The following is a 25639-nucleotide window of genomic DNA, read 5'->3' as shown; positions in this document are numbered from 1 at the left end:
AATCCTCAACCAAGTAGGAGTGATTTAGCATGAGTGATGTGACTGTTGGTCTGTATTTTGCCTTAGCGTGCGGCGTCATCGCAGTGGTTTATGGCTTTGTGATGCGTACGTGGATTCTCAAACAAGACACTGGCAATGCCAAGATGGTTGAGATTGCCGAAGCAATTCAGCAGGGTGCTGCTGCTTATCTAGCGCGCCAATATAAAACGATTGCAATTGTGGGCGTAGTTCTAACCATTCTGATGGCGGTCTTTCTCGATTTAGCAACCGCAATTGGTTTTGTAATCGGGGCTGTGCTATCGGGAGCTTGCGGCTTCATCGGTATGAACGTCTCGGTGCGTGCGAATGTGCGCACGGCGCAAGCGGCGACACAGGGAATGAACCAAGCCTTGAACGTCGCCTTCAAAGGCGGCGCCATTACTGGCATGCTGGTAGTTGGTTTAGGACTCTTAGGTGTCGGTGTATTTTTTATGCTCCTAGTGTCAATGGATAACGACCAAGACCTCTCCGATGTCTTGCACCCCTTAATTGGTTTAGCCTTCGGCTCTTCCTTAATTTCAATCTTTGCACGTCTGGGCGGCGGTATCTTTACTAAGGGCGCCGATGTCGGCGCTGACTTGGTGGGTAAAGTCGAAGCAGGCATTCCAGAGGATGATCCGCGCAATCCTGCAGTAATTGCCGATAACGTAGGCGATAACGTGGGCGACTGCGCAGGAATGGCCGCCGACTTATTTGAGACCTATGCGGTGACTCTAATCGCAACCATGGTCTTGGGCGCACTAATGGTCATGAATGCTCCCGTTGCGGCAGTGGTCTACCCGTTAGTCCTTGGCGGTATTTCGATTATTGCCTCGATTATTGGCTGCTCGTTTGTTAAAGCAAGCCCCGGCATGAAAAATGTCATGCCCGCCTTATATAAGGGCTTGATCATTTCTGGCTTAATTTCATTGGTGGGTTTTTACTTCGTGACCAACTGGATTATTCCGGACGATGCCTTAGGGATTCCGGGTAGCCAGTGGCGCTTGTTTGGCTCATCGATTGTTGGTCTGTTACTCACTGCTGGTTTAGTGTGGATCACCGAGTACTACACCGGCACCGATTACAAACCGGTCAAGCACATTGCGGAAGCCTCCACCAAGGGTCATGGTACGAACATCATTGCGGGCTTGGGTGTATCGATGCGCTCGACAGCTTACCCAGTCATCTTTGTCTGTATTGCGATCTTTGCTGCCTATTACTTAGCAGGTCTATACGGCATCGCTGTAGCCGCAACCGCCATGCTCTCACTCGCAGGAATTGTGGTGGCGCTCGATGCCTATGGCCCAATTACCGATAACGCTGGTGGTATTGCGGAGATGGCAGGTTTACCGGATTCGGTACGCGACATTACCGACCCATTGGATGCAGTGGGCAACACCACCAAGGCGGTCACCAAAGGTTATGCGATTGGCTCAGCTGGTCTCGCATCTTTGGTGCTCTTTGCGGACTACACCCATGCCTTAGAGGCAATCGGTCAGCAAGTGACCTTTGATCTCTCCAATCATATGGTGATCATTGGCCTCTTTATTGGGGGCTTGATCCCTTACCTCTTTGGAGCGATGGCGATGGAGGCGGTGGGCCGTTGCGCCGGTGCTGTGGTTGAGGAAGTACGTCGTCAGTTCAGGGAGATCCCGGGCATCATGGAAGGAACTTCAAAGCCTGAGTACGGCAAGGCGGTCGACATGTTGACCTCGGCAGCGATTAAGGAAATGATTATTCCTTCGCTCTTACCGGTGGTGGTCCCGATTCTGGTGGGTCTCTTCTTAGGACCTGCTGCGCTGGGCGGCCTCTTGATGGGCACGATTATTACGGGCCTCTTTGTGGCAATCTCCATGTGTACTGGTGGTGGTGCTTGGGATAATGCCAAGAAATACATTGAAGAGGGCAATCATGGTGGCAAAGGATCAGAAGCGCACAAGGCTGCTGTGACTGGCGATACCGTCGGCGACCCCTACAAAGATACCGCTGGACCCGCTGTGAACCCACTCATTAAGATCATTAATATCGTGGCACTCTTGATCGTACCGCTCTTGCCTGTGGTTCGTTAACAAGAGCCAAGTAAACGAAGAACCCAGATTCATTCTGGGTTTTTTGTTTGACAAGAGTAGTTCAATGAACTACTCTTAGTGAATGAAAAAAGTTCGAGTTAGTATTGATCTTAATGCGCCACGAAAAAAAGTTCGCGGGCGAATTAATCAAAAATTAATTGATGCAACAACCGAGATTGATATTGCACGGCATAAAAAAAGTGATGATGCCATGGCAATGCGTGATGCCGGAAAATATGCAGCTCGCGTTAGAAAAAAATGGGCTTGTCCCAGCTAGAGTTCTCTCAAAAAATTGGGGTGCCACTCGAAACAATCCGCAACTGGGAGCAGGGTAAGCGTGCACCTACAGGAGCTGCCCGAGCACTTTTGCGGATACTGGATCGCTCCCCCGAACTTGCGTTAATTGCTTTGACAGCTTAACTGTCGAGCGTCTCTAAATAACGCTGCGCATCCAGTGCTGCCATGCACCCCGTACCCGCACTGGTAATGGCCTGGCGATAGATGTGATCTTGCACGTCACCTGCTGCAAAGACTCCAGGGATATTAGTTGCTGTGGCATTGCCCTCTAAGCCAGAGTGCGTTTTGATGTAGCCATTGTTCATATCAAGTTGACCTACGAACAAATCAGTATTGGGTTTGTGGCCGATCGCAATGAAGGCACCTGATACTGCAATTTCTTCAGTGCTGCCATCCTGTTTTTTGATACGAACTCCCGTAACCCCCTTTTCGTCACCCAAAACTTCATCGAGGGTGGCGTTCAGTTTGAGCTCAACCTTACCTTCGGCTACTTTTGCCATTAGGCGATCATTCAGAATGGGCTCCGCACGGAACTTATCCCGGCGATGGATGACCGTGACCTTTCGGGCAATGCCGGTGAGGTAAAGCGCTTCCTCAACGGCTGTATTACCGCCACCGACTACGCACACATCTTGGCCTTTGTAAAAGAAGCCATCGCAGGTTGCGCAACCCGATACACCCCGGCCCATGAATGCCTCTTCACTGGGTAGGCCGAGATACTGGGCTGAAGCTCCCGTCGAGATGATGAGCGCATCACAGGTGTAAGTGCCCGAGTCACCCACTAGGCGAATTGGCTTTTCAGTGAGGGCTGCCGTATGAATATGATCAAAAATAATCTCGGTATTGAAGTGCTCGGCATGCTTTAGGAAGCGATCCATGAGCTCAGGCCCCTGAACACCATTGGGGTCAGCGGGCCAGTTTTCCACATCGGTGGTGGTCATGAGCTGGCCGCCTTGGGCGAGCCCGGTAATCAGGGTGGGCTTGAGGTTGGCACGCGCGGCATAGACCGCTGCGGTGTAGCCGGCTGGGCCGGAACCCAGGATTAGAACTTTGGAGTGTTTGGTAGTTGTCGTCATCTTTAAATTATAGGGTTTGAAGGCCAAGGCTTGTTTACAATCGGGTGAACATGGCCCGTAGCTCGCTTCCACCCATTAAGACCCCGCTGCCTCCCGAGGGCGGCATTGGCAAGATGTCTCGCTTAATTGCTGAAGTGCGCTGGATGTTGATGCTTGCTATCTGCCTTGGCTTATTTGCGGTTCTCATCACCTATACCAAATCCGATCCAGCCTGGTCGCACGCTAGTTTCGAGGTTCCTAAAAATATTGGTGGGCGCATTGGCGCATGGACTGCTGATTTGATGCTCTACATTTTTGGCGTCTCAGCATTTTGGTGGGTCGTATTATTTGGTCGGCGCGTATATCAAGGATGGCGTGAGCTCTGGAGCGTGCCATTACCGGTGGATCCAGAGGCCAGACCAGAGTCCTTTTGGACCCGCTGGTTAGGATTTGCCTTAACCCTCACCTGTAGCATGGGTCTCGAGTCGATTCGGATGCATTCTTTGCAGTGGGAGCTGCCCAGACCCCCGGGTGGTATCTTGGGTGAGGTAATCGGAGACCCACTGCAAATGGCCTTTGGCTTTACGGGCGCAACCTTGATTCTGATCTTTGGCTTAGCAGCCGGGCTCTCCCTCTTTTTGCATTTCTCATGGCTCACACTTTCTGAGCAAGTCGGGCGCTATATTGAACTTGGTATTCGTCGTTTGCGAGAGAAGCGCGAAGAGCAAGAAGATCAAAAGATTGGCGAGCAAGCTGCGGTTGAGCGTGAAGAGCATATTGAGGAAGTGCGGATTCGGGAAGAGGTAGCACCCAAGGTACAAATCTTTAATCAGCCCTTAAAGATTGTGAAGAGCGAGCGGGTTGAGCGTGAGAAGCAACAACCACTCTTTGTAGAAATCCCGGACTCAGAGTTGCCGCCACTTTCACTTCTTGACCCAGTTCCAGAAGCAAAAGAAACAATTTCCGCTGAGACCCTGGAGTTCACCTCTCGCTTGATTGAGCGCAAGCTCGATGATTTTGGGGTGCAGGCCAAAGTGATTGCGGCCTATCCAGGACCAGTCGTGACGCGTTATGAGATCGAACCAGCGGTGGGTGTGAAGGGCAGTCAAATTGTGAACCTCTCACGCGACCTATCGCGCTCCTTAGGGGTGGTTAGTTTGCGTGTGGTCGAGACCATCCCTGGCAAGACCTGTATGGCCCTCGAATTGCCCAACCCCACGCGACAGTCAGTCTATCTCTCGGAGATTTTGAGCTCCCAAGTTTATAACGATAACCACTCCTTACTGACCTTGGCATTAGGCAAGGATATTTCGGGTAGCCCCATGGTGGCGGATTTAGTGAAGATGCCACATTGCTTGGTGGCGGGTACTACGGGCGCCGGTAAGTCGGTCGGGATCAACGCCATGATTTTGTCGATCCTCTTCAAGGCGAAGCCTGATGAAGTGCGACTTATCATGATCGATCCCAAGATGTTGGAGATGTCGGTCTATGAGAAGGTGCCCCATTTGCTATGCCCTGTGGTGACCGATATGAAGCAGGCCTATAACGCACTCAATTGGGCGGTCAATGAGATGGAGCGTCGCTACAAACTCATGAGTAAGTTTGGTGTGCGTAACTTGGCAGGCTTTAATAAGAAAATCATGGAAGCCGAAGCCAAGGGCGAGAAACTCACTAACCCCTTTAGCCTTACGCCTGAGGATCCAGAGCCACTCTACAAGGCCCCCATTATTGTGGTGATCATCGATGAGCTTGCTGATCTCATGATGGTCTCCGGTAAGAAGATTGAAGAGCTGATTGCACGGATTGCACAAAAAGCACGTGCCGCCGGAATTCATTTGGTGTTGGCGACGCAGCGACCGAGCGTGGATGTCATCACCGGCCTCATCAAGGCAAACGTTCCCACCCGTATTTCATTCCAAGTGAGCAGCAAGATCGATAGCCGTACCATCCTAGACCAACAGGGCGCCGAGACCTTATTGGGAATGGGTGATATGTTGTACATGCCACCGGGGACTGGATTACCGATCCGAGTGCATGGCGCGTTTGTATCGGACGACGAAGTGCATCGTGTGGTCTCCTGGCTCAAAGAGAAGGGCGAAGCCAATTACATCGAGGGCGTGCTCGAAGGTGCCGATGAGTCCACCATGGACGCCTTAAATGGTGGCGGTAATGGCGGAGGTGAAGCCGACCCTCTTTACGATCAAGCGGTAGCGATTGTGCTTGAGAACAAACGCGCCTCGATCTCGCAGGTGCAGCGGCATTTGCGGATTGGCTACAACCGTGCTGCGCGCCTCTTAGAGGATATGGAAAAAGCCGGCTTGGTCTCGAAGATGGGTGGCAATGGCAATCGCGAGATTCTGGTTCGCCCTAGCGAATAAGCCAAACTCTAAAGAATGAAGCGTTTTATTTTCTATTTCGCCGTCGCAGTATTGGTTATTCCAAATGCGATTCATGCGCAACCAGTAGTACCCTCGGGGATTGAACAGCTCAAGCAGTTTGTGAAGACCGTACGCTCCGCCCAAGGCGAGTTTGTGCAGCAACAAATGCGCACCCCCAAACCCAATGAGCCACAAGATCAGTTGAAAATGATTCGGCAAACCTCAGGTCAATTTATCTTTCAGCGACCAGGGCGTTTTGTGTGGGATACCCAAAAGCCGTATGAGCAAAAACTCATCATGGATGGCAAACAATTGCTAATGTGGGATAAAGATCTCAATCAATTAACGATTCGCTCAGCAAATCAGGCCTTAGCAGCCTCACCTGCCGCCATTCTCTTCGGGGATGTTGCCCTCGACCAGCAGTTTGATTTGGAAGAAGCAGGCACTAAAACCAATTTGCAGTGGGTCAACCTAAAGCCAAAGGCAAAACCCGGGCAGGGCGATCTGCCTTATACCCAAATTGCCATTGGTATGGGCTCTGGATTACCTAAGGCCTTAGAGCTGACCGACGGCTTTGGCAGCATGGTGTTGGTGATTTTTAATCAGATGCAAATTAATCCCAGTGTGGATGCTAGCCGCTTTCAATTTAAGCCTCCGCAGGGCGCCGAGGTCTTGCGACTAAACTAATGGCTTGAACCCGAAGGAATCGTATGCTGGACCCCCAACTGCTTCGTAAAGATCTAGAGAGCGTTATGGCGCGCTTAGCCACTCGTAAGTTCGAGTTAGATACCAATTTGTTTACACAACTTGAGAATGAGCGCAAACAGCTCCAAGCGGGCACCGAAGAGTTGCAAGCCAAACGCAATCAATTAGCCAAAGCCATTGGTATGAAAAAAGGCAAGGGCGAGAATGCCGATGCGGAACTTACTGAGTCGGTTAGTGTTAACCAAGCGCTTGAGAAAAACTCCACCCGTTTATCGACGCTACAAGATCAAATCAGAGACTTAATGCTCAACATCCCGAACTTACCGGATGAGAGCGTACCGGTTGGCATGACGGCCGATGACAATAAAGAGATTAAGGTTTGGGGTAAACCAACAGAATTTGATTTCACGCCCAAGGATCACGTCGATCTAGGTGCTCCCATCGGACTGGATTTTGATGCAGCATCTAAGATTAGCGGCGCGCGTTTTGTGGTGTTAAAGGGCAATGCAGCGAAGTTGCATCGGGCGCTCGCGCAATTTATGCTTGATGTGCACACCGAGCAGCATGGCTACCAAGAGGTCTACGCACCCTATATGGTGAGTGCCCAAGCGATGGAGGGCACCGGGCAGCTACCCAAATTTGAGGCTGATCTATTTAAGGTGCCCCGCAAGATGGGGGGCGAGCATCCTGACGATGGTGGTGAGCGTATTGAAAACTTTTATCTGATTCCCACTGCCGAAGTGCCGGTCACCAATCTCGTGCGTGATGAAATCATTCACGCAGACCAGTTGCCACTCAAGTATGTAGCTCATACCCCATGCTTTCGCTCGGAGGCAGGCAGTTATGGGCGCGATGTACGCGGCATGATCCGCCAGCATCAATTTGACAAGGTCGAGTTAGTACACATCAGTCATCCCGATCAATCGATGCAGGCTTTGGAAGAATTGACTGCGCATGCCGAGAGAATTCTGGAGCTTTTGGAGCTGCCATACCGACGCATGCTCTTATGCACTGGTGATATGGGCTTTGGGAGTGCTAAAACCTATGATCTGGAAGTGTGGATACCCTCACAGAACGCCTATCGCGAGATTAGCTCGTGCTCGAACATGGGCGATTTTCAAGCTAGGCGGATGCAAGCACGGTATAAAGCAGGTCAGAATAAACCTGAGCTACTTCACACCCTAAACGGCTCAGGTCTTGCGGTTGGCCGAACCGGCGTGGCACTGCTGGAGAACTATCAACAAGCTGATGGTAGTATTCAGATCCCTAAGGTGCTACAGCCTTATATGGGGGGCTTAGAGGTGATTCGCTCGATCGCCTAAAGAACGAGCGCTTTAATCTTTATTCTCTCTGAGTTCTTAGCTAGTACTTTGTCGAGGGTCACAATTAATTTTGACTTCATTTCTCGTGCAGCGGATAGATGCAATGCATCGCCCGTGCGAAGGTTGGACTTTGCATCGAGCGTAAAAAGACCAGCAGAATAAAAAGCATTGACTTTAATTGGAAGCAATTCCACGTCATTTGAACAAATTTTTTTAAAAAGAGCCCAGGCGCCCAGACTTTGTTTATGCGTGATTTGTCCAGTTCGCTCTTTAATTGCTAGGGCGCTGGCAAACTCAGTAAAAGTCCATACCGAGCTCATTAGATCGCTACCCGCCTTTTCGTACCAAACTTCAACAGCTTTACTTTTGGCCTCGCGTGTACACAAGGCGACAAAAACACTCGTATCGATATAAATCATTTAAATTAGTACCGAGCGGATTCACGCAATTGCTTAATGACCGATTTGCTCATTGGCATCGACTCGCGAAATTCATGAAGCTCGCGGACGATTGATTTTCGGTCAATCTGTTTGGTACGTAGCACAATTGTTCCGTCAGGAGCTAGCCTAGCGCTCAAGAAATCACCTTCAGTAAGATTTGCCTCTTTCAATAGATGCTGAGGAATGCGCAAGGCAAGACTGTTACCCCACTTCGCTAATTGAATATTCATATAAGGCTCCTAAAACTTGAATAATGTATATCTATAAATGTAGATACATTATACGAGATATGAACATTCTGAATCAAGGCCATACCAGCCTATCTAGAGGCCTAGGTATAATTGACATTGAGTCGGAGAGGTGGCAGAGTGGTCGAATGTACCTGACTCGAAATCAGGCGTAGGTGCAAGCCTACCGTGGGTTCGAATCCCACCCTCTCCGCCAGCATCTTGAAAGCCTTGCATGCTTCTAATGACCACTTTCATACTCAATGCATTGGTTGCTCTTCTGGCAATCGTTTTTCATTATGAAGTTTTGTATAGACTTAACAATGCAATGCCAGCGATTAAGCATATTCATGCTCGCTATAAGGTATTGATCGCAGTCGGTGTGATTTTCATTGCGCACATTGCTGAGATTTGGATTTTTGCACTAGCTTATTACTTCATGCTGCAATTCCCCACGCTTGGAAGCGTGATTGGTGCAGCCTCTGATCATGGCTTGCTACTTGATAGTGCGTATTTATCGTTTGTCACGTATACCACTGTGGGGTATGGTGACATTGTGGTGGACGGTTATCTTCGCTATCTAACCGGAATTGAAGCACTCACCGGTCTGATCCTGATTACCTGGTCGGCATCCTTCCTATTTATAGAGATGCAAAAATACTGGGGATCGAGTGAGCTAAAGTAATTTCAGTGCCCTGCCTTTTTGAAAGATTTAACTCTAGTATTCAATATATTGATCGATTACACGGGTAACACCATTACGATAAGTCAATGAAAGTTTTACTCGCTCTCAATTTTTTTATTTTCGCGGCAATTCAGCTTGGATTACTCTTTGGAATTCTTCATTATCTTCAGGGTGAGTCTAAATCAAAACCGAATCCATATTGGCTTGGAGCATTGATTTCGAATGTTATCGGTTTAGGATTATTTGCAATCGGGATTTTGTTAACTGATGATATTCAGAAAGTCCCACCTATCTTTACGCTCGCCAATACTTTGTTTTATGCGGCAGCAATTCTGCAAGGCTTATTTTTCTATTCCTTTAATCATCCCGTTAGTAAATCCTTGAAATGGGCCTTAGGGATTTCAATAATTTGCTATGGTATTTTCTTTGAGTACTTACGCCTGCATTGGACCTTTGAGGCCCGTACGGTTTTCGCCGTATCCACTTATGCCATTATTCTTGCGTGGCAGATTCGAGAGGCGCGGATTGTTAATCGGGGTTTAGCTCTGCAGCAATTGCGCTATTTTCAATATGCTGCAATAGGGGAGGCACTTTTCTTGGCGCCGCGACTGGTTGTCCTGTTCGAAACCAATCTCCCGATTCGTTCGATGGAGCAATTGCCACAGCTTTTGATCATCTTTACTTTTGGCCAGATTTTGATGAACACCTTATCGTTTATCGCAATCTGGGGTTACTGGTCCGAAAAATTAGCGATCGACAGCCGGCAGACCGAATTCCAAAATATGACGTTTAAGAAGCTCCTTGATGAACGTGAAACTCTTATCAGTTCATTACTAAAGGCTAACAAGAGTAATACTACGGGGGCATTGACTGCCTCGATCGCCCATGAGATTAATCAGCCATTGGGGGCGATCCAGATTAATAGTGAGTATCTGCAAAAGAAGATTTCTGAGGAAGCGGTTGATCGGGATTTAATTAAAAGACTTGCAGACGATATTGCCAAAGATAATATGCGGGCTGCCCGTATTATCAGAACCCTAAAAGCAATCTTCTCTGAGAAATATGACGTCTTCCCCGAAAAAGTATCAGCAGTTGAGACAATCGAATCGGTCATTTTGTTATCAAAATCTGATTTATCTGAAAAGCATGTTCGTGTTGAAGTCGAGATTCCGAACTCGATAAGTATGCCGATGAGTTTTGGGGAGGCCCAACAAATCTTCTTAAATCTGATCAATAACGCAGCTCAGGCATTCCAAGCCAGTACGCAGTCTGAGCGCGTGATCTGGATTCGTGGCATGGAGGACATTAATCAAATTAAGATTCGTTGCGAGGATAATGGACCAGGCGTTTCCTCTGAACGAGCCCAACACCTATTTGATCTATTTTCTGGCAGTAAGCGGGAGGGGATGGGTCTAGGACTCTGGTTATGCGAATACATCATTAGTCGCCATGGCGGCAAGATCCGTTTCGATTCTGCTTATCAGGGCGGTGCTGCCTTTGAAATCACCTTCCCAAAAACCGAATAAAATAGACAAACGAGGGAGATCATCATGTCTATTTTCTGGGCTTTACTAGGTATTTTCGCCACCATCGGCGGCATTATTGCGTATGTCACCACTGGTAACGTGATTTATTTTGCGATCGGTTTTCTGATCCTGTTCTATCAGGCCTGGTTCCGGTCCAAAGACGATGAAGAGATTAAAACGTATTTCTAATCCGACATTAGTACCATTTTGATGTGATCAATGCCGGCCTCCTCAAATGCGAGGCCGATTACCTTAAAGCCATGCCGTTCATAAAAGCTAACAGCGGAAGTTTGGGCATGCAAAAAGAATTGCTTGATTCCTTCTTGGCGGCCATAAGACACCAAAGTCTTCAGTAGTTCACTTCCAAGACCCAGACCGCGATACTCTTTCAGTACCGCCAAACGCCCAATCTTGCCATTTCTCAGTAAGCGTCCTGTTGCAATCGCTTTGCCATGATCAAGTACAACTGCATGCCAGGCAGTTGGATCATCGTCATCGAGTTCCAGCTCTTCGGGAACCTGTTGCTCATTGACAAATACAGTGAGTCGAATCGGGTAGGCTAAGTGCCTTGCTTCCTCCCAGCGCATGATCCTGAATTCTTGCATGGATAAATCATAAACTGCTATCGTTATGGCCTATGATTCGAATCACTGAGCTCCGCCTGCCGATTGACCATGCACCAGAGGCACTTGAAGCAGAAATTCTAAAGAAGCTTGCCATTGCGCCTAAGGATCTCGTGCGGTTTGAGGTGTTTAAGCGTAGTTACGATGCTCGTAAAAATAGTGCGCTGACCTTTATCTACACCATCGATGCATCCGTGCGTGATGAAGCCGGCGTTCTTAAACAGCATGCGCATGATCCCCACGTGCGACCTAGTCCTGATACGTTGTATCACTTTGTTGTTCAGGAGAGTCATAATCAGCCAACCAAATCCCCATTGCGACCCGTTGTGATCGGTTTTGGCCCTTGCGGAATCTTTGCAGCACTCCTCTTGGCCCAAATGGGATTTAAACCCATTGTGCTTGAGCGTGGTAAGGCGGTGCGCGAGCGCACCCAAGACACCTGGGGGTTGTGGCGTAAAAAGATTTTGAACCCCGAATCGAATGTGCAGTTTGGTGAGGGTGGGGCAGGCACCTTCTCCGATGGCAAGCTATGGAGCCAAGTAAAGGATCCTAAGTTCTATGGTCGTAAGGTCTTACACGAGTTTGTGAAAGCTGGTGCTCCTGAAGAAATTTTGTATGTCTCCAAACCACACATTGGCACCTTTCGACTGGTGGGCATGGTAGAAAAGATCCGCCAAGAAATTATTGACCTAGGTGGTGAGGTGCGCTTTGGTCAAAAGGTAGTTGGATTTGACATCGATCATCATGAACTCAAAGGCTTGAAATTAGAAAGTGGCGAGTATCTGGCGGCTGATCATGTCGTGCTAGCCCTGGGCCATAGTGCGCGCGATACCTTCCAAGAGCTCTTTGATGCGGGTGTATATATGGAAGCTAAGCCATTCTCGGTGGGCTTTCGCATTGAGCATCCACAATCCGTGATTGATCTTGCGCGCTTAGGGCCGCATGCAGGTCATCCCCTCATTGGTGCGGCTGATTACAAGCTCGTGCACCACGCTAGGAACGGGCGCTCGGTCTATAGCTTTTGTATGTGCCCGGGCGGCACGGTGGTGGCCGCGACCTCCGAGCCTAATCGGGTGGTCACCAACGGCATGAGTCAGTACTCACGCAATGAGCGTAATGCCAATGCGGGGATTGTGGTGGGGATTAATCCGAGTGATTATCCCGGTGGGCCGCTTGCTGGCATTGATTTTCAACGCGAGCTGGAATCGAGAGCGTATACCTTGGGTGGCTCGACCTACGAAGCTCCCGGACAACTGGTGGGTGATTTTCTAAAAGGCAAGCCATCGACTGAATTTGGCTCAGTCATTCCATCATATAAACCAGGCGTGCATCTCACCGATCTCGCCACGAGCCTACCGAGCTATGCGATTGAAGCGATTCGGGAGGCGATTCCAGCGTTTGAGAAAAAGATTAAAGGTTTTGCCATGCCTGACGCAGTTCTGACCGGTGTGGAGACCCGTACTTCATCCCCATTGCAAATTAAGCGGGGCCCCAATTATCAAAGCATCAATACGAGAGGTCTTTACCCAGCCGGTGAAGGCGCGGGCTATGCGGGGGGAATTATGTCGGCCGGGATTGATGGGATCAAAGTGGCTGAAGCCATTGCTCTGGATCTCACCAGCGCATAGTTAGATCTCGATATTGTCGAGTACTGAATCAGTGAGGTGACTGGTATCGCCCCAGCGCTCAATTGACCAAGTATTGCCATCATGAGCGATCCAATTGAGCGAGGTATTGGGAACCACCGCAACACGCTCAGTATCTAAGGCTTGTTGGGTGACGATGCGGTAGATCATATCGAGCGATCCACCGTGACTGACCGCAAGAATTTGTTCGCCCGCGTGGCGCATCAATAAATGATCGAGCATGCGTTTCATACGCGCATGAAATCCTAAAATACTTTCACCGCCTTCGAGATCAAACTCAAGATCACGTGCTAGGTGTCGCCGCCACTGTTCTGGAAGCATTTTTGGCGCATCTGCCAATAAAAGCCCCTGGAGTTTGCCGACATGGCGCTCGCGCAAATCAGGGTGCACTGTAATATCCAACGACAAAGGACTCGCAATCACTTTGGCGGTATGAAAGGCGCGCTCTAAATCACTCGAGTAGATACGATCAAAGCGATACCCAGTACGAAGCAATACCTTAGCCAATCGTTCTGCCTGCATTACACCGTGGGCATTGAGGGGGATGTCGGTATGACCTTGCATGCGTTTCTCAACATTCCAGTCGGTCTCGCCATGACGCACAAAGCAAATACGAGTTTGATGATGGGTTGGCATATTAGGTGAGGCTAAAGTTCATTTTCTCGAACACACGAATACGGGGCTCAATCTTTTTTTGTAGGGTTCTCTTAGCCACACGAATTTCGTACTCCATTTGGAGATTCATCCAAAAACGGGGATCCATCCTAAAAAATAAACCCAATCGAATAGCGGTATCTGGTGTAACAGGGCGGCGCCCATGAACAATATCGCTAATTCGGCTTGGTGGGACATCAATATCAGCCGCCAGTTGGCGGGCAGTAATTTTCATAGGAATCATGAAGTCCTCTAGCAGGATTTCCCCAGGATGAATTTCATTTAACTTATTCATAATGTTTGCACCTCAGCTATTGGTGATAATCCACAATCTCTACGTTATAAGCCCCATCGCTCTTCCAGATAAAACAAATACGCCACTGGTTATTGATTCGGATAGAGCACTGACCTTTTCGATTGCCTATTAAATGCTCCAAATGATTTCCGGGAGGTACTTTTAAATCATCAAGACGAGTGACTGCATGTATTTGTAAAAGTTTGCGCCGCGCTACCCGTTCAATCTGTTTAAATCGTCTCACATTCATACTGGCAAATAAGTTTTCAGTTTTTGAGCAATTAAAAGAGCAAATCATTGGTTATAATAATCCGTATAATAGATTCTGTCAAATAGAACAATACTGGTCATTGGTACAACCAAAATGCAATGACATCAAAAGTAAGAAGAAAAGCTACATCTCGGTCTGATAGATGAGTCCTGCATGCTCACGTAGAGCATGAAACTCAATTTGTTCCCAGCGCTGCTGCGCTACATCGAGCTCGGACTTGTGAGCCGCTAAGAAGACCGAGGCACCTACTACATCTTCGGCCATGCGATGACTGTTCTCAGCAATGAACTTCTTGAGGGCGACCGGATCCTCGGAAGTCACCCACCTCGCCATGGTGTAGCGTGCAGGTAATAAGCGCACTTCGGCCCCATACTCGGTTTGTAAGCGGTGTGCCACGACCTCGAACTGCAACTGGCCAAAGGCACCCAAGAGCATCGTGCCGCCACTCATGGGGCGAAAGACTTGAATCGCTCCCTCCTCTCCGAGTTGTAAGAGTCCTGTGCGCAGTTGCTTATTGCGCATCGGGTCCGCTGCCTCAACCATCCGAAAAATCTCCGGGGCGAAAAAGGGCAGACCCGTAAATTGCAGCTCCTCGCCTTCAGTGAGGGTATCGCCTAAATGCAAGAGTCCATGATTGGGTAGGCCAATAATGTCACCCGGAAAGGCTTCATCCAAAATATCGCGCCGTTGCGATAAAAAGGAGAGGGCATTGTTGGTACGAATCTCTTTGCCATTGCGAACGATTTTGAGTTTCATGCCGCGCTCAAAGTGACCCGAGCAAATCCGCAAGAATGCCACACGATCGCGGTGTGCGGGATCCATATTGGCTTGGATCTTAAACACCACAGCCGTAAATTTTTTCTCATGCGGATCGACCTGACGTTGCACGGCCTTGCGCGATCCGGGCCCAGGAGCGAGATCCACCAAGGTATTCAAAATCTCGCGCACCCCAAAGTTATTGATCGCTGAGCCAAAGAACACGGGCGATTGCTCTCCCGCCAAGAACGCCTCACGATCAAAAGCGGGCATGGCATTTTTAACAAGATCAACTTCGGCCAAGGCTTCTTCGAGCTCCGTATCAAAGCGCTCTTTGAGCATCGGATCATCTAAAGACACGATGAGGTTCGAGTCTTCAGTAACGCGATCTTCACCGGCTTTAAATAGACGCATTTGATTGTTAATGATGTCGATCACCCCGGCAAAGGATTTGCCCATACCCACCGGCCAAGTAAAGGGGACCACTGCCATCCCTAATGCCGCTTCAATCTCATCCATCAGATCGAGTGGCTTCTTGACCTCACGATCGAGCTTATTAATGAAGGTCACCAAAGGCGTATGCCGTGCACGGCATACGTCAATCAGACGTCTTGTCTGAGGTTCTACCCCATTGGCTGCGTCAATTACCATGAGCGCGGAGTCGACCGCGGTTAAGACCCGATAGGTGTCTTCAGAGAAGTCTTGGTGACCCGGAGTATCTAGAAGATTGATGATCGCATTGCGGTACTCCATCTGCATCACCGAGCTGGCAACCGAAATACCGCGCTGCTTCTCAATTTCCATCCAGTCTGAGGTGGCATGGCGACTGGCTTTTCGCGCTTTCACGCTCCCAGCAATTTGAATCGCACCCGCGTAAAGGAGTAATTTTTCAGTGAGGGTGGTCTTACCCGCATCGGGGTGCGAGATGATGGCAAAGCTTCTGCGACGGGCAACCTCATCCAAAGTGGATAAGGTCGATGATGAATCGGGGGAGTTAATGGAGCACCTCAGGAAAACCGTCATTATAAGGTGCTTCACCCCATCAAACCGTTGATAATGATGGGTTATGGCACTCATTACTCTGACAGACGCCAAGCTCGCGTTTGGTCATCACCCCCTCTTAGACCGCACCAACTTTGCACTCGAAGAAAGTGAGCGCGTGGGTCTCATTGGGCGCAATGGCACCGGTAAATCCTCTTTGCTAAAGATCTTGGCTGGCCTTGAAAAGCTCGACGATGGATTGATTCAAGTGCAGCAGGAACTGCGGATTGCCTATGTAGCGCAAGAGCCAATCTTAAGCAGCAATAGCAGTATTTTTGAGGCAGCTTCCGAAGGCTTGGCCACCATCCAGCAAATCCGATCCGAGTATGAGGCTCTTGCGCAAGCCGATTGGAACGAAGCCAATCAAGAGCGTCTCGATCAACTGCAGTCCCAGCTCGATGCGACGCATGGTTGGAACTGGGAGCAGCGCGTTGCTGAAATCCTGAACCGCTTACATCTTAATGCCGATCAAACTATCGGAACTCTCTCAGGCGGTACTAAAAAACGGGTAGCGCTGGCTCAAGCTCTTGTGACTCAACCGGATGTGCTCTTGCTCGATGAGCCCACCAATCACTTGGATTTGGATTCGATTACCTGGCTTGAGGGACTCCTCAATGAGTACTCTGGGTCGATTGTCTTCATCACCCATGATCGCAGCTTTTTGGATCAAGTTGCAACCCGTATTGTGGAGCTCGATCGTGGGGTGCTGCGTAGCTACCCCGGTAACTACAGTCGCTATGAGTTTGTCAAAGAAGAAGAGCTCAACGCTGAAGCGCTTGCCAATGCACGAGCCGATAAATTGCTGGCGGAAGAAGAGGTGTGGGTGCGCAAGGGGGTGGAAGCGAGACGCACCCGTAGTGTGGGGCGCGTGGCCCGTCTGGAAAAACTCCGAGCCATGCGCGCTGAGCGACGCAATGCCATGGGGCAGGTGAAGCTCTCGATTGCCTCCGGTGAGCGCAGCGGTAAGATCGTGGCAGATCTAGATACCATCTCCAAGTCCTACGAAAAACCGATTGTCAAAAACTTCACCGCCACCATTTTGCGAGGCGACAAGGTCGGCATCTTAGGACCCAACGGCGCGGGTAAAACGACACTGCTTAAATTAATTCTGGCTGAGATTGCGCCTGATACTGGGGTCGCCAAATTAGGCACGCGCATTGAAGTGGCCTATTTTGATCAAATGCGTGAAAGCCTTAATTTAGAGGCGACACTCGAGGATTTCATTAGCCCTGGGAGCGAATGGGTCGAGATTGGGAATCAGCGCAAGCATGTGAAGAGCTATTTAGGGGATTTCCTCTTTGCACCTGAGCGTACCAACTCGCCCATCAAAACCCTATCGGGCGGCGAGCGTAATCGCTTATTACTCGCAAGACTCTTTGCTAGACCTGCCAATGTGCTGGTTCTTGATGAGCCCACTAATGATCTTGATATTGATACCTTGGATCTCTTAGAGCAACTCTTGCAAGATTATCAAGGTACCGTTTTTTTAGTCAGTCACGATCGAACCTTTTTAGACAATGTGGTCACCAGCATGATTGCCTACGAAGGTGATGCGATGTGGCGAGAGTACGAGGGTGGTTATGAGGACTACAAAGTACAGAAAGAACGATCTGCTCTAATTGCTTCAGCCAAAGATCCAAAGCCAGTGGAAGTCAGGGTGCCAGTGAAGTCAGGTTCCGCTATGAGTACAACGAAATCAAAACTAAGTAGTAAAGAAAAGATTGAGCTTGAGCAATTACCTATAAAAATTGATGAATTGGAGCAGGAGCAGTTACAAATTAATCAGCAACTAGCTGATCCAGAGATTTATAAAAGCGATCCTAAATTAACAATTTCTCTTACAGAAAAGTTAGTCAAAATTAATAATCAGCTTGAATTAACAATGAGTCGCTGGGAGTTTTTATTGGAACGCTCTGATTCATAAGGTGATATATAAATGACGACCCCATTTTTTCAAACCCGCCTTGGATTGGGCACCTGGCCAATGGGTGAGGACGCTCACTCTGAAGCCGAAGAAGTAAGTGCGATAGCATCAGCGATTCAGATGGGGTATCAACTCATCGATACCGCTGAGATGTATGGCTCTGGCCAAGCCGAAAATCTCATTGGCAAGGCCTTGAAAAACTTTGGCAACAGTGCGCGTGATGATCTCCAAATCGTTAGCAAGGTTTTGCCCAGTAATGCCAGTACCAAAGGCACCATCACGGCTTGCGAACGCTCAATCAAACGCATGGGCTGCGAGTATCTGGATTGTTATCTTTTACATTGGCAAGGCTCTTATCCTTATGAAGCAACTCTCGAGGGATTCATCAAACTCCAGGAGCGAGGACTCATTCGTAGTTATGGCATTAGTAATTTTGATGCGCCCGATGTAAACGATTGGCTCGTAGCTGAACGCAATGTGGGCAGCCCCTACCAAACGGTATGCAATCAAGTCTATTACGCCTTGAATGCCCGTGGTATTGAATACAATTTGATTCCACTTCTACAAGAGAAGGGCATGGCATTCATGGCGTATTCCCCACTCGGTGCTGGTGCTCTGATGCGTAACCCTAAACTCATTGCGCTGGCTAAAGAAGCTGGCTTGACCCCAGCGCAGGTGGCTCTCGCTTGGGTCTTACGCCAACCCCATGCGGTGGCGATTCCGAAAACGGTCCATCCTGAGCGACTCAGGGAAAATCTATCTGCTGCCAATCTGGTTCTGGATGATGCGTTACTTAAGGCGCTTGATCAAATTTTTGCACCACCCATTCAGAAAAAACCACTGATGGTGATTTAAGGCAGTAGCTGGGATTAACCTGCGCGTTGCATAGCGGGGTTTTCAAAGACTCCCTCAAGACGATCTTCAAGCTCTTCACTGGCCTGCTTCATCGCAGCTCGCATTTCATCATCGGGCTGCCAGTAGTTGCGATTTGAGGCTTCCATGAGACGGTTTGCCATGCGGGCTGATGCGGTGGGATTCAATTGCGCTAAGCGCTCACGCATCTTCGGATCCAGAATAAACGTCTGGGTTAGTTGCTTATAAACCCAGGGTTGTACTTGGCCCGTGGTCGCTGACCAACCCATGGTGTTGGTGATATGAACCTCAATCTGCCGAACACCCTCGTAGCCGTGTTTGAGCATTCCCTCAAACCATTTGGGATTGAGCATGCGCGTGCGGGTCTCGAGCGACACTTGTTCTGAGAGAGTCCGTACTACCCCTTCACCTTGGGTTTGATCACCTATATATACCGGAATCTCTTCACCGCCCTTAGCGCGTTTGACGGCCTTCGTAATCCCACCCAAGGTATCAAAGTAGTTATCGATGGTGGTCACCCCGAGTTCCATCGACTCTAAGTTCTGATAACTCATGCTGACATCCGCTAAGACGCTCTTCAGAAGAGCGTTATTGCAAACCGGTTTACCCGATTTGCCATAGGCAAAACCCTTGCGGCGCATATAGGTCTCGGCGAGCTCATCGTCCTCATCCCATACGCTGTGCTCGACCAAGTGGTTCACATTGGCCCCATAAGTGCCATCGGCATTGCCATAAACACGAAGTGACGCCGTCTCGAGATCGCAGCCGTGTTCTTTCATATAGGCAAGCGCGTGTTTACGAACAAAGTTTTGCTCGATTGGCTCATCGGCGGCTGCAGCGAGATACGCTGCTTCAGCGAGAAGCTTAATTTGCAAGGGCATCAGATCCCGAAAGATCCCTGAGAGAGTGATCACCACATCAATGCGGGGGCGCCCGAGTTCTGCGAGCGGAATGAGGGTAGCACCTGCTAGTCGTCCATAGCCATCAAAGCGAGGTAGTGCTCCCAAGAGGGCTAATGCCTGACCAATTTGCCCACCTTCGGATTTGAGGTTGTCGCTCCCCCACAGAACAAGAGCAATCGATTCAGGGAGGGCTTTTGCATCATCGATATGCCGTTGCAAAATCTTCTGGGCTTGCTTCGCGCCATCTTTGACTGCAAAGGCACTTGGAATCCGGAAAGGATCAAAGCCATGCAGATTACGACCTGAGGGAAGAACCTCGGGGTTGCGCATTACATCGCCACCCGGCGCAGGACGAATAAAGCGACCATCAAGCGCTTTGAGAATGCTAGGGATCTCAGTTTCTTCTTGGATCTGCTGATCCCAATGTTGGAGCTTCTCCAAAATCGCAATCGCTTCTTCCCGAGCGAGCTCTTGAAGATCCTTATTCTTGCTTACGATTGTTTGAATGGGTTTACCTTGCACCAACTGCGTAATCGCTGAATTAGGTAAGGTTTGGCTAAACGAGCCAATCGCCATGGCGCTTAGTAAATCGACACGCTCGGATTCACTGGGGGTGGAGCCGACCACATGCATGCCATGCGGTATTAAGGTGTACTCCAACTCCAAAATTTGCTCATAGAGTTTGGTAATGTGCTGTTGGGTAAAGTCAGCGTTTTTCACATCCCACAGCGGCTCTGCTTTGCATAAATCCATCTGCGCCGCTTGCGCCTGAATGAGAGCGGCCAAATCATGATCTTCCTCTTCGCCGCGCTGCTCAGGCGAGAGACCCCGCCAACGCTCAATCGAGGTTTTGAGATCGGCAAGTCCACTATAAATACCGGCTTGCGTCACCGGTGGCGTGAGGTAACTAATGAGTGTGGCACCTGCACGGCGCTTGGCCAGCGCGCCTTCGGAAGGATTATTGGATGCATAGAGATAAAAGTTGGGTAGATCGCTAATGAGGCGATCGGGCCAGCACGAACCACTCATCCCTGCTTGCTTACCCGGCATAAACTCAAGCGCACCGTGGGTGCCAAAATGCAATACGGCATTGGCAGCAAAGTCCTCGCGCAAGTAGCGATAAAAAGCGGAGAATGCATGCGTCGGCGCAAAGCCTTTTTCAAAGAGAAGGCGCATCGGATCACCCTCAAACCCAAATCCAGGTTGCACGGTCACTAAGATATTGCCGTATTGTTTGCCCAAAATAAAAATACCGGAGCCATTAGTCCATTGCTTACCAGGAGCTGGACCCCATTGCGCTTCAATCTCACTGAGCCAACGCTCGTGCTTGACATGATCGTCGGCACTAATGATGGTGTGTACATTGGCTTCAGAACCATATTGCTGAGCATTGCCTTCAATGATTTCTTTGCGTAAGGCTTCAGGCGTTTCTGGCACGGTGAGTGTGTAACCATCGGCTTTAAGACCCAACATGGTTTGGTGCAAAGACTCAAAAACGTTGAGATAAGCAGCGGTGCCGGTATGTCCTGCATTCGGGGGGAAGTTAAAGATCACCAGACCCACTTTACGATTGGCTTTATCAGAGTTGCGTAGATCCACTAGCTTGGCAGTCCTGGAGGCGAGCATCGCCGTCCGTTCGACGCAGGTGAACATGTCTTGCGGGTTGTGTTCCTCTGTGAAGGTGCAGCGTTGATGGCAACCGGTACACGTTGTTCCAGCGGCACCCGGTCGGCCGCCATACACCATTGGCTGGGTTGCGCCATCGAGTTCGGGGATCGCCACCATAATGGTGCTCTCTACCGGCATCAAACCCCGATCGGATCCACCCCATTGGGTGAGGGTTTGGAACTCCACGGGGTGCGCTGCGATGTAGGGCACATCCAACTTAGCAAGCACTTCCTCAGCTGCTTTGGCATCGTTATACGCTGGGCCACCAACTAAGGAGAAGCCGGTGAGTGAGATCACCGCATCGACCGTCACCTGATGATTTTTTATGAAGTAGGTGTCAATTGCAGGGCGCGCATCAAGACCTGCAGCAAAGGCAGGTACCACTTGTAAGCCATGGGCTTCTAATGCAGCAATCACGGGATCGTAGTGACCACTATTGCCAGAAACTAAATATGAGCGGAGCAATAAAAGACCAACCCGACCACGACGCTTGCTATCCGGAATCACCTTAGGCAGATCAGAGAGTTTTTCACTCAGACGATTTTTCATGCGCGGGTGATAGACCCCGAGATCGGGATACTCCACGGGATCGGTAGGTTTTGCTAAGCCACGCAAGACTTCCCGCGGACCAGAGGCGTAACGGTTAATGAGGTAACTAAAGAGATTAAATAAGTTTTCTTCGGAACCACCCAACCAATATTGCAGGGTTAAGAAATACACCCGCACATCTTGCGCGGTTCCCGGAATCCATCTAAGGATTTGTGGAATGAGCCGCAGCACCTTCATTTGTTTGGCACCCGAACTGGTTTGCTTCTCACCCTCGGTCTTGGGTTTGGGGCGTAGTTTCTTGAGGATTGCCATTGGCCCACTTGCGGGCTTACTCATATCGAGCTTACCAATCTTGGTGAGCTTCACGACATCCCCAGCTGACATCGCACAGACCATCGCGTCGCAATCATCGCGCTTAGCCTTTAAAGCTTCAAATACTGGAAGGTAGTGATCTTCCATAAACAACATAGTGGCGAGCACAATATCGCCATGGGCAATGTCGTGCACTGCCTTTTCAGTGAGCTCTGGATTACCGGTGAATTCACTGGCGGCATGGATCTGCAAAGACAAACCTGGAATGACGCGTTGGAGCTGAAATTGGGCGCGTCGTGCCGCACTATTTAAGTGCGTGTCCATGGTCACCAATACCAAACGAATGGGAATGGCTTCCTTCTTGGACTTGGATTGAACGGCCATAGCTGCCTAACTCGGGTGGGACTCCTCTTTTTATATTGAATTGTGCTAAATGTGTCAACTTTTATTGACACTTATGCCTGTATTAGTCACTAAAACTAGGGTTAACCCTTAAAAGTAATCATTCATGGAGATAAATAGCCGAAAGATCTATAAATGACACACAACCAATCGACGCAAAAATAGGCCTGATTTTTTTACCCCAGGGCTAGCCTGAAGCGCCACAGCAGAAAATCGGAGTGTGCATGGCTTTATGGCGATATGCCAGTCTCATCAAAGAAAAGTTATTTTCCGGCGATGAGGACAACCAAAGAAAAAGACCTAAGGGTTCGGAGTGGGAGAACTGTGTTCAAGAGGTTCATGATGAGAACTCCTCCCGCATTTCTAAAATCGCAAGTGATATTGGTAATCGACCACTGCGCATCAATGCGGGCCCCGATGAGCATCTGGATTGGCTCATGCAAACCATTGAAACCAATGTCATCCCGCGATTACTTGTAAGTCACTCAAGCTCGCCAGAAGCTAATCGCTCTCCCGTAATGAGTATTCGGCTCAATGATGAGAGCCGTGTTCATGAGCTAACGGAGTTGGTATTGCGAGATGACGCAACTAAAGCGGCAGATTTTGTACAAGAACTCTATGAGCAGGGTGTACCGCTCGATGAAATCTATCTTCGCTTACTAGCACCTGTTGCAAGACGATTGGGTGTGATGTGGGAAGAGGATCGCGCCACGTTTACACAGGTCACTACTGCGATGTGGCGCATTAAGCAATTGATTTATGACTTCAGCCCACTGTTTCAGGAATTTGCCAGGACGGATGAAAAAGCGCCGCATGCAATGCTAGTACCCTTACCTGGATCGCAGCATACCTTGGGTTTATTCATGGTGTCAGAGTTCTTTAGACGCGGCGGCTGGAAGGTGTGGGGCGAATTAGCCGCGAGTGAAGGTGAAATTATTGTGGCGATCAAAACCCAGTTCTTTGACTTGGTCGGCTTATCAGTAAGTACCGAAGACCAAATACCTGCCCTCAAACGATTCATTCAACTGCTAAAAGAAGAATCTCTAAATCCAAAGATTGGAGTGATGGTCGGCGGCCCAATTTTCATCGCCCGTCCCGAATTAAGACAAGGTATCGCAGCTGATATCGTTGGTCTGGACGCAGAGGAGGCCCTGGCGCAGGCGGAGTTCTTCTTAGAAAAAAATCAACACCATTAGGTAAAAAGTTACAAAAGTAATCCCCTAGGCATCATATGGTGTAGCTTCCTCAGATTTGCTTGATTACCATAGTGGGCGATGGTAAATATGATGAAGAAAAATCCTAAGAACAAACATCAAGAGATTCGTGAGTTCGACATTGCCCGATTACTGAAAAGTAAACGGGCAATGACAGAGTATTTAAATCAAGTGATGAATGAGGGTGATGATGCAGAGTTGGCCGCTGCACTAGGTCACATTGCTCGCGCAAAGGGAATAAGAGTTATTTCAGAGGCTTAACAGTAAAACGGCAGACCCACTTGCCAACCTTTTATAACTATTCACCTATCGTGGTTCATGCCTAATCCGCATCACACCACAGCTTCCCACCGGTAGCCCAGTCTTCTTTCTTCACATCGGTGATGATGATGTCGACCGATCCCGGGCTACATCCCAAGGTCTCACAGGTGACACGAGTTACCTCAGCAACAAATTTTCGTTTCTGTTCAACCGTTCTTCCTTCAAACATTTGCACATTGAATGTGGGCATATCAACTCCTTGTTCGTGATTTAGTTAATTAATTTTTATAGCTCTCATCAAAGCGATCGAGCATTCGTAGTAGGGCGGGCCACTCTAGCATTCCCTCTTCGGCGCCGCCATCATGTAACTCATCAGCAGCTTTTTGGATCACACTTTGCTTGGGTAGATGCAGTTGTGGACTTGAGAGTGCTGCAATCTGGATCTCGCAAGCCTTAATCAGCGTGGCCATGACCACATAAGCTTCACCGATTGTGCGACCTACGGTGAGTGTGCCGTGATTACGCAATAGCATGGCAGGGTGCTTACCAAGGGATTCAGTAAGGCGCTTGCCTTCGGATTCAGTGAGGGCAACACCTTCGTAATCATGGTATCCCAGATGACCCATAAAGCGCATGGCATGCTGCGAGAGTGGTAATAAACCGTTCTCCTGTGCTGATACCGCAATCCCAGCAGTGTTATGTAGATGCATGACGCAGTTCGCATCGGGGCGGGCGCGATGTACTGCCCCATGAATCGCAAAGCCAGTGGGATTGACGCGATAGGGTGAGCTGGGATCCACAATCTCACCCTTGGTATTGACCTTCACTAAGTTAGATGCGGTGATTTCATCAAACTGATAGCCAAACGGATTGATGAGGTAATGATTAGGCTCGCCTGGAACAGTCGCTGAGATGTGGGTATAAATGAGATCATCCCAGCCCTCAAAGGCGCATAAGCGGTAACAGGCTGCTAAATCAATCCGGGTTTGTTGCTCAGCAGGACTCACGTTTAATCACCACCCGGATGATCGGTCTTACTCGGAAATTTATTGGAGGCATAGCGTACGAGGGCATTGGCAAGCGCTAAGACGAAAATGGTGACACCCATCAGCAAGATACCCATGTCCGCCGCATGCTTGGTGCCAACCAAATCAATAATGAGGCGTGTGACGGCAGTAATGGCAATGTAAATCAAGAAGCGCACAGGCATGTGATTGGTCTTAAAGTAAATCCCAACCATTGCACCAATTTCGAGATAAATAAATAGAAGGAGTAAATCTTGAACTGAGGCATAGGGCTTATGCATCATTTCCAGGAAGCTCATCCCAGCGGCCCATACGGTGGCCGCGCCAATTGCAAAGAGGGCAATTCGATGAAATAAGGAAACAAAAAGATTACCCGTTGGAATAAACCAAGACTCGATGCGCTCTTCAATACTTTTAATACTCTTAGGGGTCTTATCGCTCATTGTTTTTCCTTAATTGGGCTCATTGCCCGTTAGATGCCTTATATTTAACCTTAATTTG

General features: G+C 49.2%; 26 protein-coding genes and 1 tRNA gene. 15 read left to right on the top strand and 12 right to left on the bottom strand.

What is annotated here, in order from left to right; genetic code table 11:
* Positions 1 to 29: 29 nt before the first annotated feature.
* The 3 genes from AOC32_RS07525 to AOC32_RS09875 all read left to right on the top strand — a co-directional run bounded on the left by AOC32_RS07525 (position 30) and on the right by AOC32_RS09875 (position 2507).
* On the top strand, positions 30 to 2087 hold the full coding sequence (locus tag AOC32_RS07525) for a sodium-translocating pyrophosphatase (RefSeq protein WP_108508872.1): 2058 nt from the start codon (positions 30 to 32) through the stop codon (positions 2085 to 2087).
* 82 nt (positions 2088 to 2169) lie between these two features.
* Positions 2170 to 2364 carry a hypothetical protein gene (locus tag AOC32_RS09880; RefSeq protein ID WP_234409729.1) on the top strand — a complete coding sequence of 65 codons (195 nt, stop codon included), beginning with the start codon at positions 2170 to 2172 and terminating at the stop codon, positions 2362 to 2364.
* Positions 2346 to 2507, top strand: coding sequence for a helix-turn-helix domain-containing protein (locus tag AOC32_RS09875; protein ID WP_234409728.1), 162 nt, complete (start codon positions 2346 to 2348; stop codon positions 2505 to 2507). The genes AOC32_RS09880 and AOC32_RS09875 overlap by 19 nt, the downstream gene beginning before the upstream one ends.
* Here the strand turns inward: AOC32_RS09875 and trxB are convergent.
* Entirely contained in the window at positions 2504 to 3460 is a 957-nt protein-coding gene (trxB, locus tag AOC32_RS07515; RefSeq protein ID WP_108508871.1) for a thioredoxin-disulfide reductase, read from the bottom strand. The two genes, AOC32_RS09875 and trxB, sit on opposite strands and share 4 nt — an antisense overlap.
* A 50-nt stretch (positions 3461 to 3510) precedes the next feature.
* On the opposite strand from trxB, the gene AOC32_RS07510 reads away from it, so the two are divergent.
* The 3 genes from AOC32_RS07510 to serS are packed head-to-tail and all read left to right on the top strand — an operon-like array spanning position 3511 to position 7844.
* Positions 3511 to 5817 carry a DNA translocase FtsK gene (locus AOC32_RS07510; protein ID WP_108508870.1) on the top strand — a complete coding sequence of 769 codons (2307 nt, stop codon included), beginning with the start codon at positions 3511 to 3513 and terminating at the stop codon, positions 5815 to 5817.
* A gap of 15 nt (positions 5818 to 5832) precedes the next feature.
* Positions 5833 to 6504 carry an outer membrane lipoprotein chaperone LolA gene (gene lolA, locus AOC32_RS07505; protein WP_108508869.1) on the top strand — a complete coding sequence of 224 codons (672 nt, stop codon included), beginning with the start codon at positions 5833 to 5835 and terminating at the stop codon, positions 6502 to 6504.
* Positions 6505 to 6527: 23 nt separating this feature from the next.
* Positions 6528 to 7844, top strand: coding sequence for a serine--tRNA ligase (gene serS / locus AOC32_RS07500; RefSeq protein WP_108508868.1), 1317 nt, complete (start codon positions 6528 to 6530; stop codon positions 7842 to 7844).
* Here serS and AOC32_RS07495 read toward each other — a convergent pair.
* Together AOC32_RS07495 and AOC32_RS07490 are read right to left on the bottom strand one after the other, a co-directional pair.
* Complete coding sequence (locus tag AOC32_RS07495; RefSeq protein WP_108508867.1) at positions 7841 to 8263, bottom strand: type II toxin-antitoxin system VapC family toxin; 423 nt, start codon at positions 8261 to 8263, stop codon at positions 7841 to 7843. The genes serS and AOC32_RS07495 overlap by 4 nt on opposite strands.
* Before the next feature lie 5 nt (positions 8264 to 8268).
* Entirely contained in the window at positions 8269 to 8514 is a 246-nt protein-coding gene (locus tag AOC32_RS07490; RefSeq protein ID WP_108508866.1) for an AbrB/MazE/SpoVT family DNA-binding domain-containing protein, read from the bottom strand.
* 124 nt (positions 8515 to 8638) lie between these two features.
* Between AOC32_RS07490 and AOC32_RS07485 the strand changes: the two genes are divergently transcribed.
* The 4 genes from AOC32_RS07485 to AOC32_RS09780 all read left to right on the top strand — a co-directional run bounded on the left by AOC32_RS07485 (position 8639) and on the right by AOC32_RS09780 (position 10911).
* Positions 8639 to 8728, top strand: a tRNA-Ser gene (locus AOC32_RS07485).
* A 27-nt stretch (positions 8729 to 8755) separates the two neighbouring features.
* Positions 8756 to 9196 (top strand): potassium channel family protein, encoded by a 441-nt coding sequence (locus AOC32_RS07480; protein WP_199908497.1) that lies wholly within the window; start codon positions 8756 to 8758, stop codon positions 9194 to 9196.
* 86 nt (positions 9197 to 9282) lie between these two features.
* Positions 9283 to 10722 carry a sensor histidine kinase gene (locus tag AOC32_RS07475; RefSeq protein ID WP_108508864.1) on the top strand — a complete coding sequence of 480 codons (1440 nt, stop codon included), beginning with the start codon at positions 9283 to 9285 and terminating at the stop codon, positions 10720 to 10722.
* 24 nt (positions 10723 to 10746) lie between these two features.
* Entirely contained in the window at positions 10747 to 10911 is a 165-nt protein-coding gene (locus tag AOC32_RS09780; protein WP_159074921.1) for a hypothetical protein, read from the top strand.
* On the opposite strand, the gene AOC32_RS07470 is transcribed toward AOC32_RS09780, so the two are convergent.
* On the bottom strand, positions 10908 to 11327 hold the full coding sequence (locus AOC32_RS07470; protein ID WP_108508863.1) for a GNAT family N-acetyltransferase: 420 nt from the start codon (positions 11325 to 11327) through the stop codon (positions 10908 to 10910). The two genes, AOC32_RS09780 and AOC32_RS07470, sit on opposite strands and share 4 nt — an antisense overlap.
* Positions 11328 to 11359: 32 nt before the next feature.
* Between AOC32_RS07470 and AOC32_RS07465 the strand changes: the two genes are divergently transcribed.
* Positions 11360 to 12973 (top strand): NAD(P)/FAD-dependent oxidoreductase, encoded by a 1614-nt coding sequence (locus AOC32_RS07465; protein ID WP_108508862.1) that lies wholly within the window; start codon positions 11360 to 11362, stop codon positions 12971 to 12973.
* Here the strand turns inward: AOC32_RS07465 and AOC32_RS07460 are convergent, their stop codons facing one another.
* From AOC32_RS07460 to AOC32_RS07445, 4 genes are all read right to left on the bottom strand, one after another.
* On the bottom strand, positions 12974 to 13627 hold the full coding sequence (locus AOC32_RS07460; RefSeq protein WP_108508861.1) for a histidine phosphatase family protein: 654 nt from the start codon (positions 13625 to 13627) through the stop codon (positions 12974 to 12976). It lies immediately after the preceding gene.
* Position 13628: 1 nt separating this feature from the next.
* The gene (locus tag AOC32_RS07455) at positions 13629 to 13940 is read right to left on the bottom strand and encodes a HigA family addiction module antitoxin (protein ID WP_108508860.1); all 312 of its coding nucleotides are present in this window, start codon (positions 13938 to 13940) and stop codon (positions 13629 to 13631) included.
* Between the two features lie 16 nt (positions 13941 to 13956).
* The gene (locus AOC32_RS07450) at positions 13957 to 14238 is read right to left on the bottom strand and encodes a type II toxin-antitoxin system RelE/ParE family toxin (RefSeq protein WP_108508859.1); all 282 of its coding nucleotides are present in this window, start codon (positions 14236 to 14238) and stop codon (positions 13957 to 13959) included.
* Between the two features lie 96 nt (positions 14239 to 14334).
* Positions 14335 to 15990: a peptide chain release factor 3 gene (locus AOC32_RS07445; RefSeq protein ID WP_108508858.1), complete on the bottom strand. Its 1656-nt coding sequence runs from the start codon at positions 15988 to 15990 to the stop codon at positions 14335 to 14337.
* Positions 15991 to 16033: 43 nt separating this feature from the next.
* On the opposite strand from AOC32_RS07445, the gene AOC32_RS07440 reads away from it, so the two are divergent.
* Both AOC32_RS07440 and AOC32_RS07435 read left to right on the top strand, forming a co-directional pair.
* On the top strand, positions 16034 to 17932 hold the full coding sequence (locus tag AOC32_RS07440) for an ATP-binding cassette domain-containing protein (RefSeq protein ID WP_108508857.1): 1899 nt from the start codon (positions 16034 to 16036) through the stop codon (positions 17930 to 17932).
* A gap of 12 nt (positions 17933 to 17944) precedes the next feature.
* Positions 17945 to 18787 carry an aldo/keto reductase gene (locus AOC32_RS07435; protein ID WP_108508856.1) on the top strand — a complete coding sequence of 281 codons (843 nt, stop codon included), beginning with the start codon at positions 17945 to 17947 and terminating at the stop codon, positions 18785 to 18787.
* A gap of 14 nt (positions 18788 to 18801) precedes the next feature.
* On the opposite strand, the gene AOC32_RS07430 is transcribed toward AOC32_RS07435, so the two are convergent.
* The gene (locus AOC32_RS07430) at positions 18802 to 22620 is read right to left on the bottom strand and encodes a magnesium chelatase subunit H (RefSeq protein WP_108508855.1); all 3819 of its coding nucleotides are present in this window, start codon (positions 22618 to 22620) and stop codon (positions 18802 to 18804) included.
* Positions 22621 to 22862: 242 nt separating this feature from the next.
* Between AOC32_RS07430 and AOC32_RS07425 the strand changes: the two genes are divergently transcribed.
* Positions 22863 to 23834: a cobalamin B12-binding domain-containing protein gene (locus AOC32_RS07425; protein ID WP_108508854.1), complete on the top strand. Its 972-nt coding sequence runs from the start codon at positions 22863 to 22865 to the stop codon at positions 23832 to 23834.
* A gap of 87 nt (positions 23835 to 23921) precedes the next feature.
* On the top strand, positions 23922 to 24113 hold the full coding sequence (locus AOC32_RS07420) for a helix-turn-helix domain-containing protein (protein ID WP_159074920.1): 192 nt from the start codon (positions 23922 to 23924) through the stop codon (positions 24111 to 24113).
* Positions 24114 to 24174: 61 nt separating this feature from the next.
* Here the strand turns inward: AOC32_RS07420 and AOC32_RS07415 are convergent, their stop codons facing one another.
* Genes AOC32_RS07415 through AOC32_RS07405 form a run of 3 tightly spaced genes read right to left on the bottom strand, consistent with a single transcriptional unit; the run spans position 24175 to position 25581 of the window.
* The gene (locus AOC32_RS07415) at positions 24175 to 24363 is read right to left on the bottom strand and encodes a 4-oxalocrotonate tautomerase (RefSeq protein ID WP_108508852.1); all 189 of its coding nucleotides are present in this window, start codon (positions 24361 to 24363) and stop codon (positions 24175 to 24177) included.
* A gap of 28 nt (positions 24364 to 24391) precedes the next feature.
* Positions 24392 to 25120, bottom strand: a complete 729-nt coding sequence (locus AOC32_RS07410) for a class II aldolase/adducin family protein (protein WP_108508851.1) — start codon at positions 25118 to 25120, stop codon at positions 24392 to 24394.
* 2 nt (positions 25121 to 25122) lie between these two features.
* Positions 25123 to 25581: a phosphate-starvation-inducible protein PsiE gene (locus AOC32_RS07405; RefSeq protein WP_108508850.1), complete on the bottom strand. Its 459-nt coding sequence runs from the start codon at positions 25579 to 25581 to the stop codon at positions 25123 to 25125.
* Between the last annotated feature and the right edge of the window lie 58 nt (positions 25582 to 25639).

The organism is Polynucleobacter acidiphobus, from assembly GCF_003065385.1.
GTDB lineage: Bacteria > Pseudomonadota > Gammaproteobacteria > Burkholderiales > Burkholderiaceae > Polynucleobacter > Polynucleobacter acidiphobus.
Note: the sequence above shows the minus strand (reverse complement) of the source record. Positions and strands in the feature narration are given on the sequence as shown.

Bases quoted from the DNA above. Each gene is read 5' to 3' on its own strand.
- AOC32_RS07480 (WP_199908497.1), top strand. From the start codon at position 8,756: ATGACCACTTTCATACTCAATGCATTGGTTGCTCTTCTGGCAATCGTT.
- AOC32_RS09880 (WP_234409729.1), top strand. From the start codon at position 2,170: ATGAAAAAAGTTCGAGTTAGTATTGATCTTAATGCGCCACGAAAAAAA.
- AOC32_RS09875 (WP_234409728.1), top strand. From the start codon at position 2,346: ATGGGCTTGTCCCAGCTAGAGTTCTCTCAAAAAATTGGGGTGCCACTC.
- AOC32_RS07465 (WP_108508862.1), top strand. From the start codon at position 11,360: ATGATTCGAATCACTGAGCTCCGCCTGCCGATTGACCATGCACCAGAG.
- AOC32_RS07470 (WP_108508863.1), bottom strand. From the start codon at position 11,327: ATGCAAGAATTCAGGATCATGCGCTGGGAGGAAGCAAGGCACTTAGCC.
- lolA (WP_108508869.1), top strand. From the start codon at position 5,833: ATGAAGCGTTTTATTTTCTATTTCGCCGTCGCAGTATTGGTTATTCCA.
- AOC32_RS07455 (WP_108508860.1), bottom strand. From the start codon at position 13,940: ATGAATAAGTTAAATGAAATTCATCCTGGGGAAATCCTGCTAGAGGAC.
- AOC32_RS07495 (WP_108508867.1), bottom strand. From the start codon at position 8,263: ATGATTTATATCGATACGAGTGTTTTTGTCGCCTTGTGTACACGCGAG.
- AOC32_RS07435 (WP_108508856.1), top strand. From the start codon at position 17,945: ATGACGACCCCATTTTTTCAAACCCGCCTTGGATTGGGCACCTGGCCA.
- AOC32_RS09780 (WP_159074921.1), top strand. From the start codon at position 10,747: ATGTCTATTTTCTGGGCTTTACTAGGTATTTTCGCCACCATCGGCGGC.
- trxB (WP_108508871.1), bottom strand. From the start codon at position 3,460: ATGACGACAACTACCAAACACTCCAAAGTTCTAATCCTGGGTTCCGGC.
- AOC32_RS07475 (WP_108508864.1), top strand. From the start codon at position 9,283: ATGAAAGTTTTACTCGCTCTCAATTTTTTTATTTTCGCGGCAATTCAG.
- AOC32_RS07425 (WP_108508854.1), top strand. From the start codon at position 22,863: ATGGCTTTATGGCGATATGCCAGTCTCATCAAAGAAAAGTTATTTTCC.
- AOC32_RS07460 (WP_108508861.1), bottom strand. From the start codon at position 13,627: ATGCCAACCCATCATCAAACTCGTATTTGCTTTGTGCGTCATGGCGAG.
- AOC32_RS07525 (WP_108508872.1), top strand. From the start codon at position 30: ATGAGTGATGTGACTGTTGGTCTGTATTTTGCCTTAGCGTGCGGCGTC.
- AOC32_RS07430 (WP_108508855.1), bottom strand. From the start codon at position 22,620: ATGGCCGTTCAATCCAAGTCCAAGAAGGAAGCCATTCCCATTCGTTTG.
- AOC32_RS07405 (WP_108508850.1), bottom strand. From the start codon at position 25,581: ATGAGCGATAAGACCCCTAAGAGTATTAAAAGTATTGAAGAGCGCATC.
- AOC32_RS07415 (WP_108508852.1), bottom strand. From the start codon at position 24,363: ATGCCCACATTCAATGTGCAAATGTTTGAAGGAAGAACGGTTGAACAG.
- AOC32_RS07490 (WP_108508866.1), bottom strand. From the start codon at position 8,514: ATGAATATTCAATTAGCGAAGTGGGGTAACAGTCTTGCCTTGCGCATT.
- AOC32_RS07445 (WP_108508858.1), bottom strand. From the start codon at position 15,990: ATGACGGTTTTCCTGAGGTGCTCCATTAACTCCCCCGATTCATCATCG.
- AOC32_RS07440 (WP_108508857.1), top strand. From the start codon at position 16,034: ATGGCACTCATTACTCTGACAGACGCCAAGCTCGCGTTTGGTCATCAC.
- AOC32_RS07510 (WP_108508870.1), top strand. From the start codon at position 3,511: ATGGCCCGTAGCTCGCTTCCACCCATTAAGACCCCGCTGCCTCCCGAG.
- serS (WP_108508868.1), top strand. From the start codon at position 6,528: ATGCTGGACCCCCAACTGCTTCGTAAAGATCTAGAGAGCGTTATGGCG.
- AOC32_RS07420 (WP_159074920.1), top strand. From the start codon at position 23,922: ATGATGAAGAAAAATCCTAAGAACAAACATCAAGAGATTCGTGAGTTC.
- AOC32_RS07450 (WP_108508859.1), bottom strand. From the start codon at position 14,238: ATGATTTGCTCTTTTAATTGCTCAAAAACTGAAAACTTATTTGCCAGT.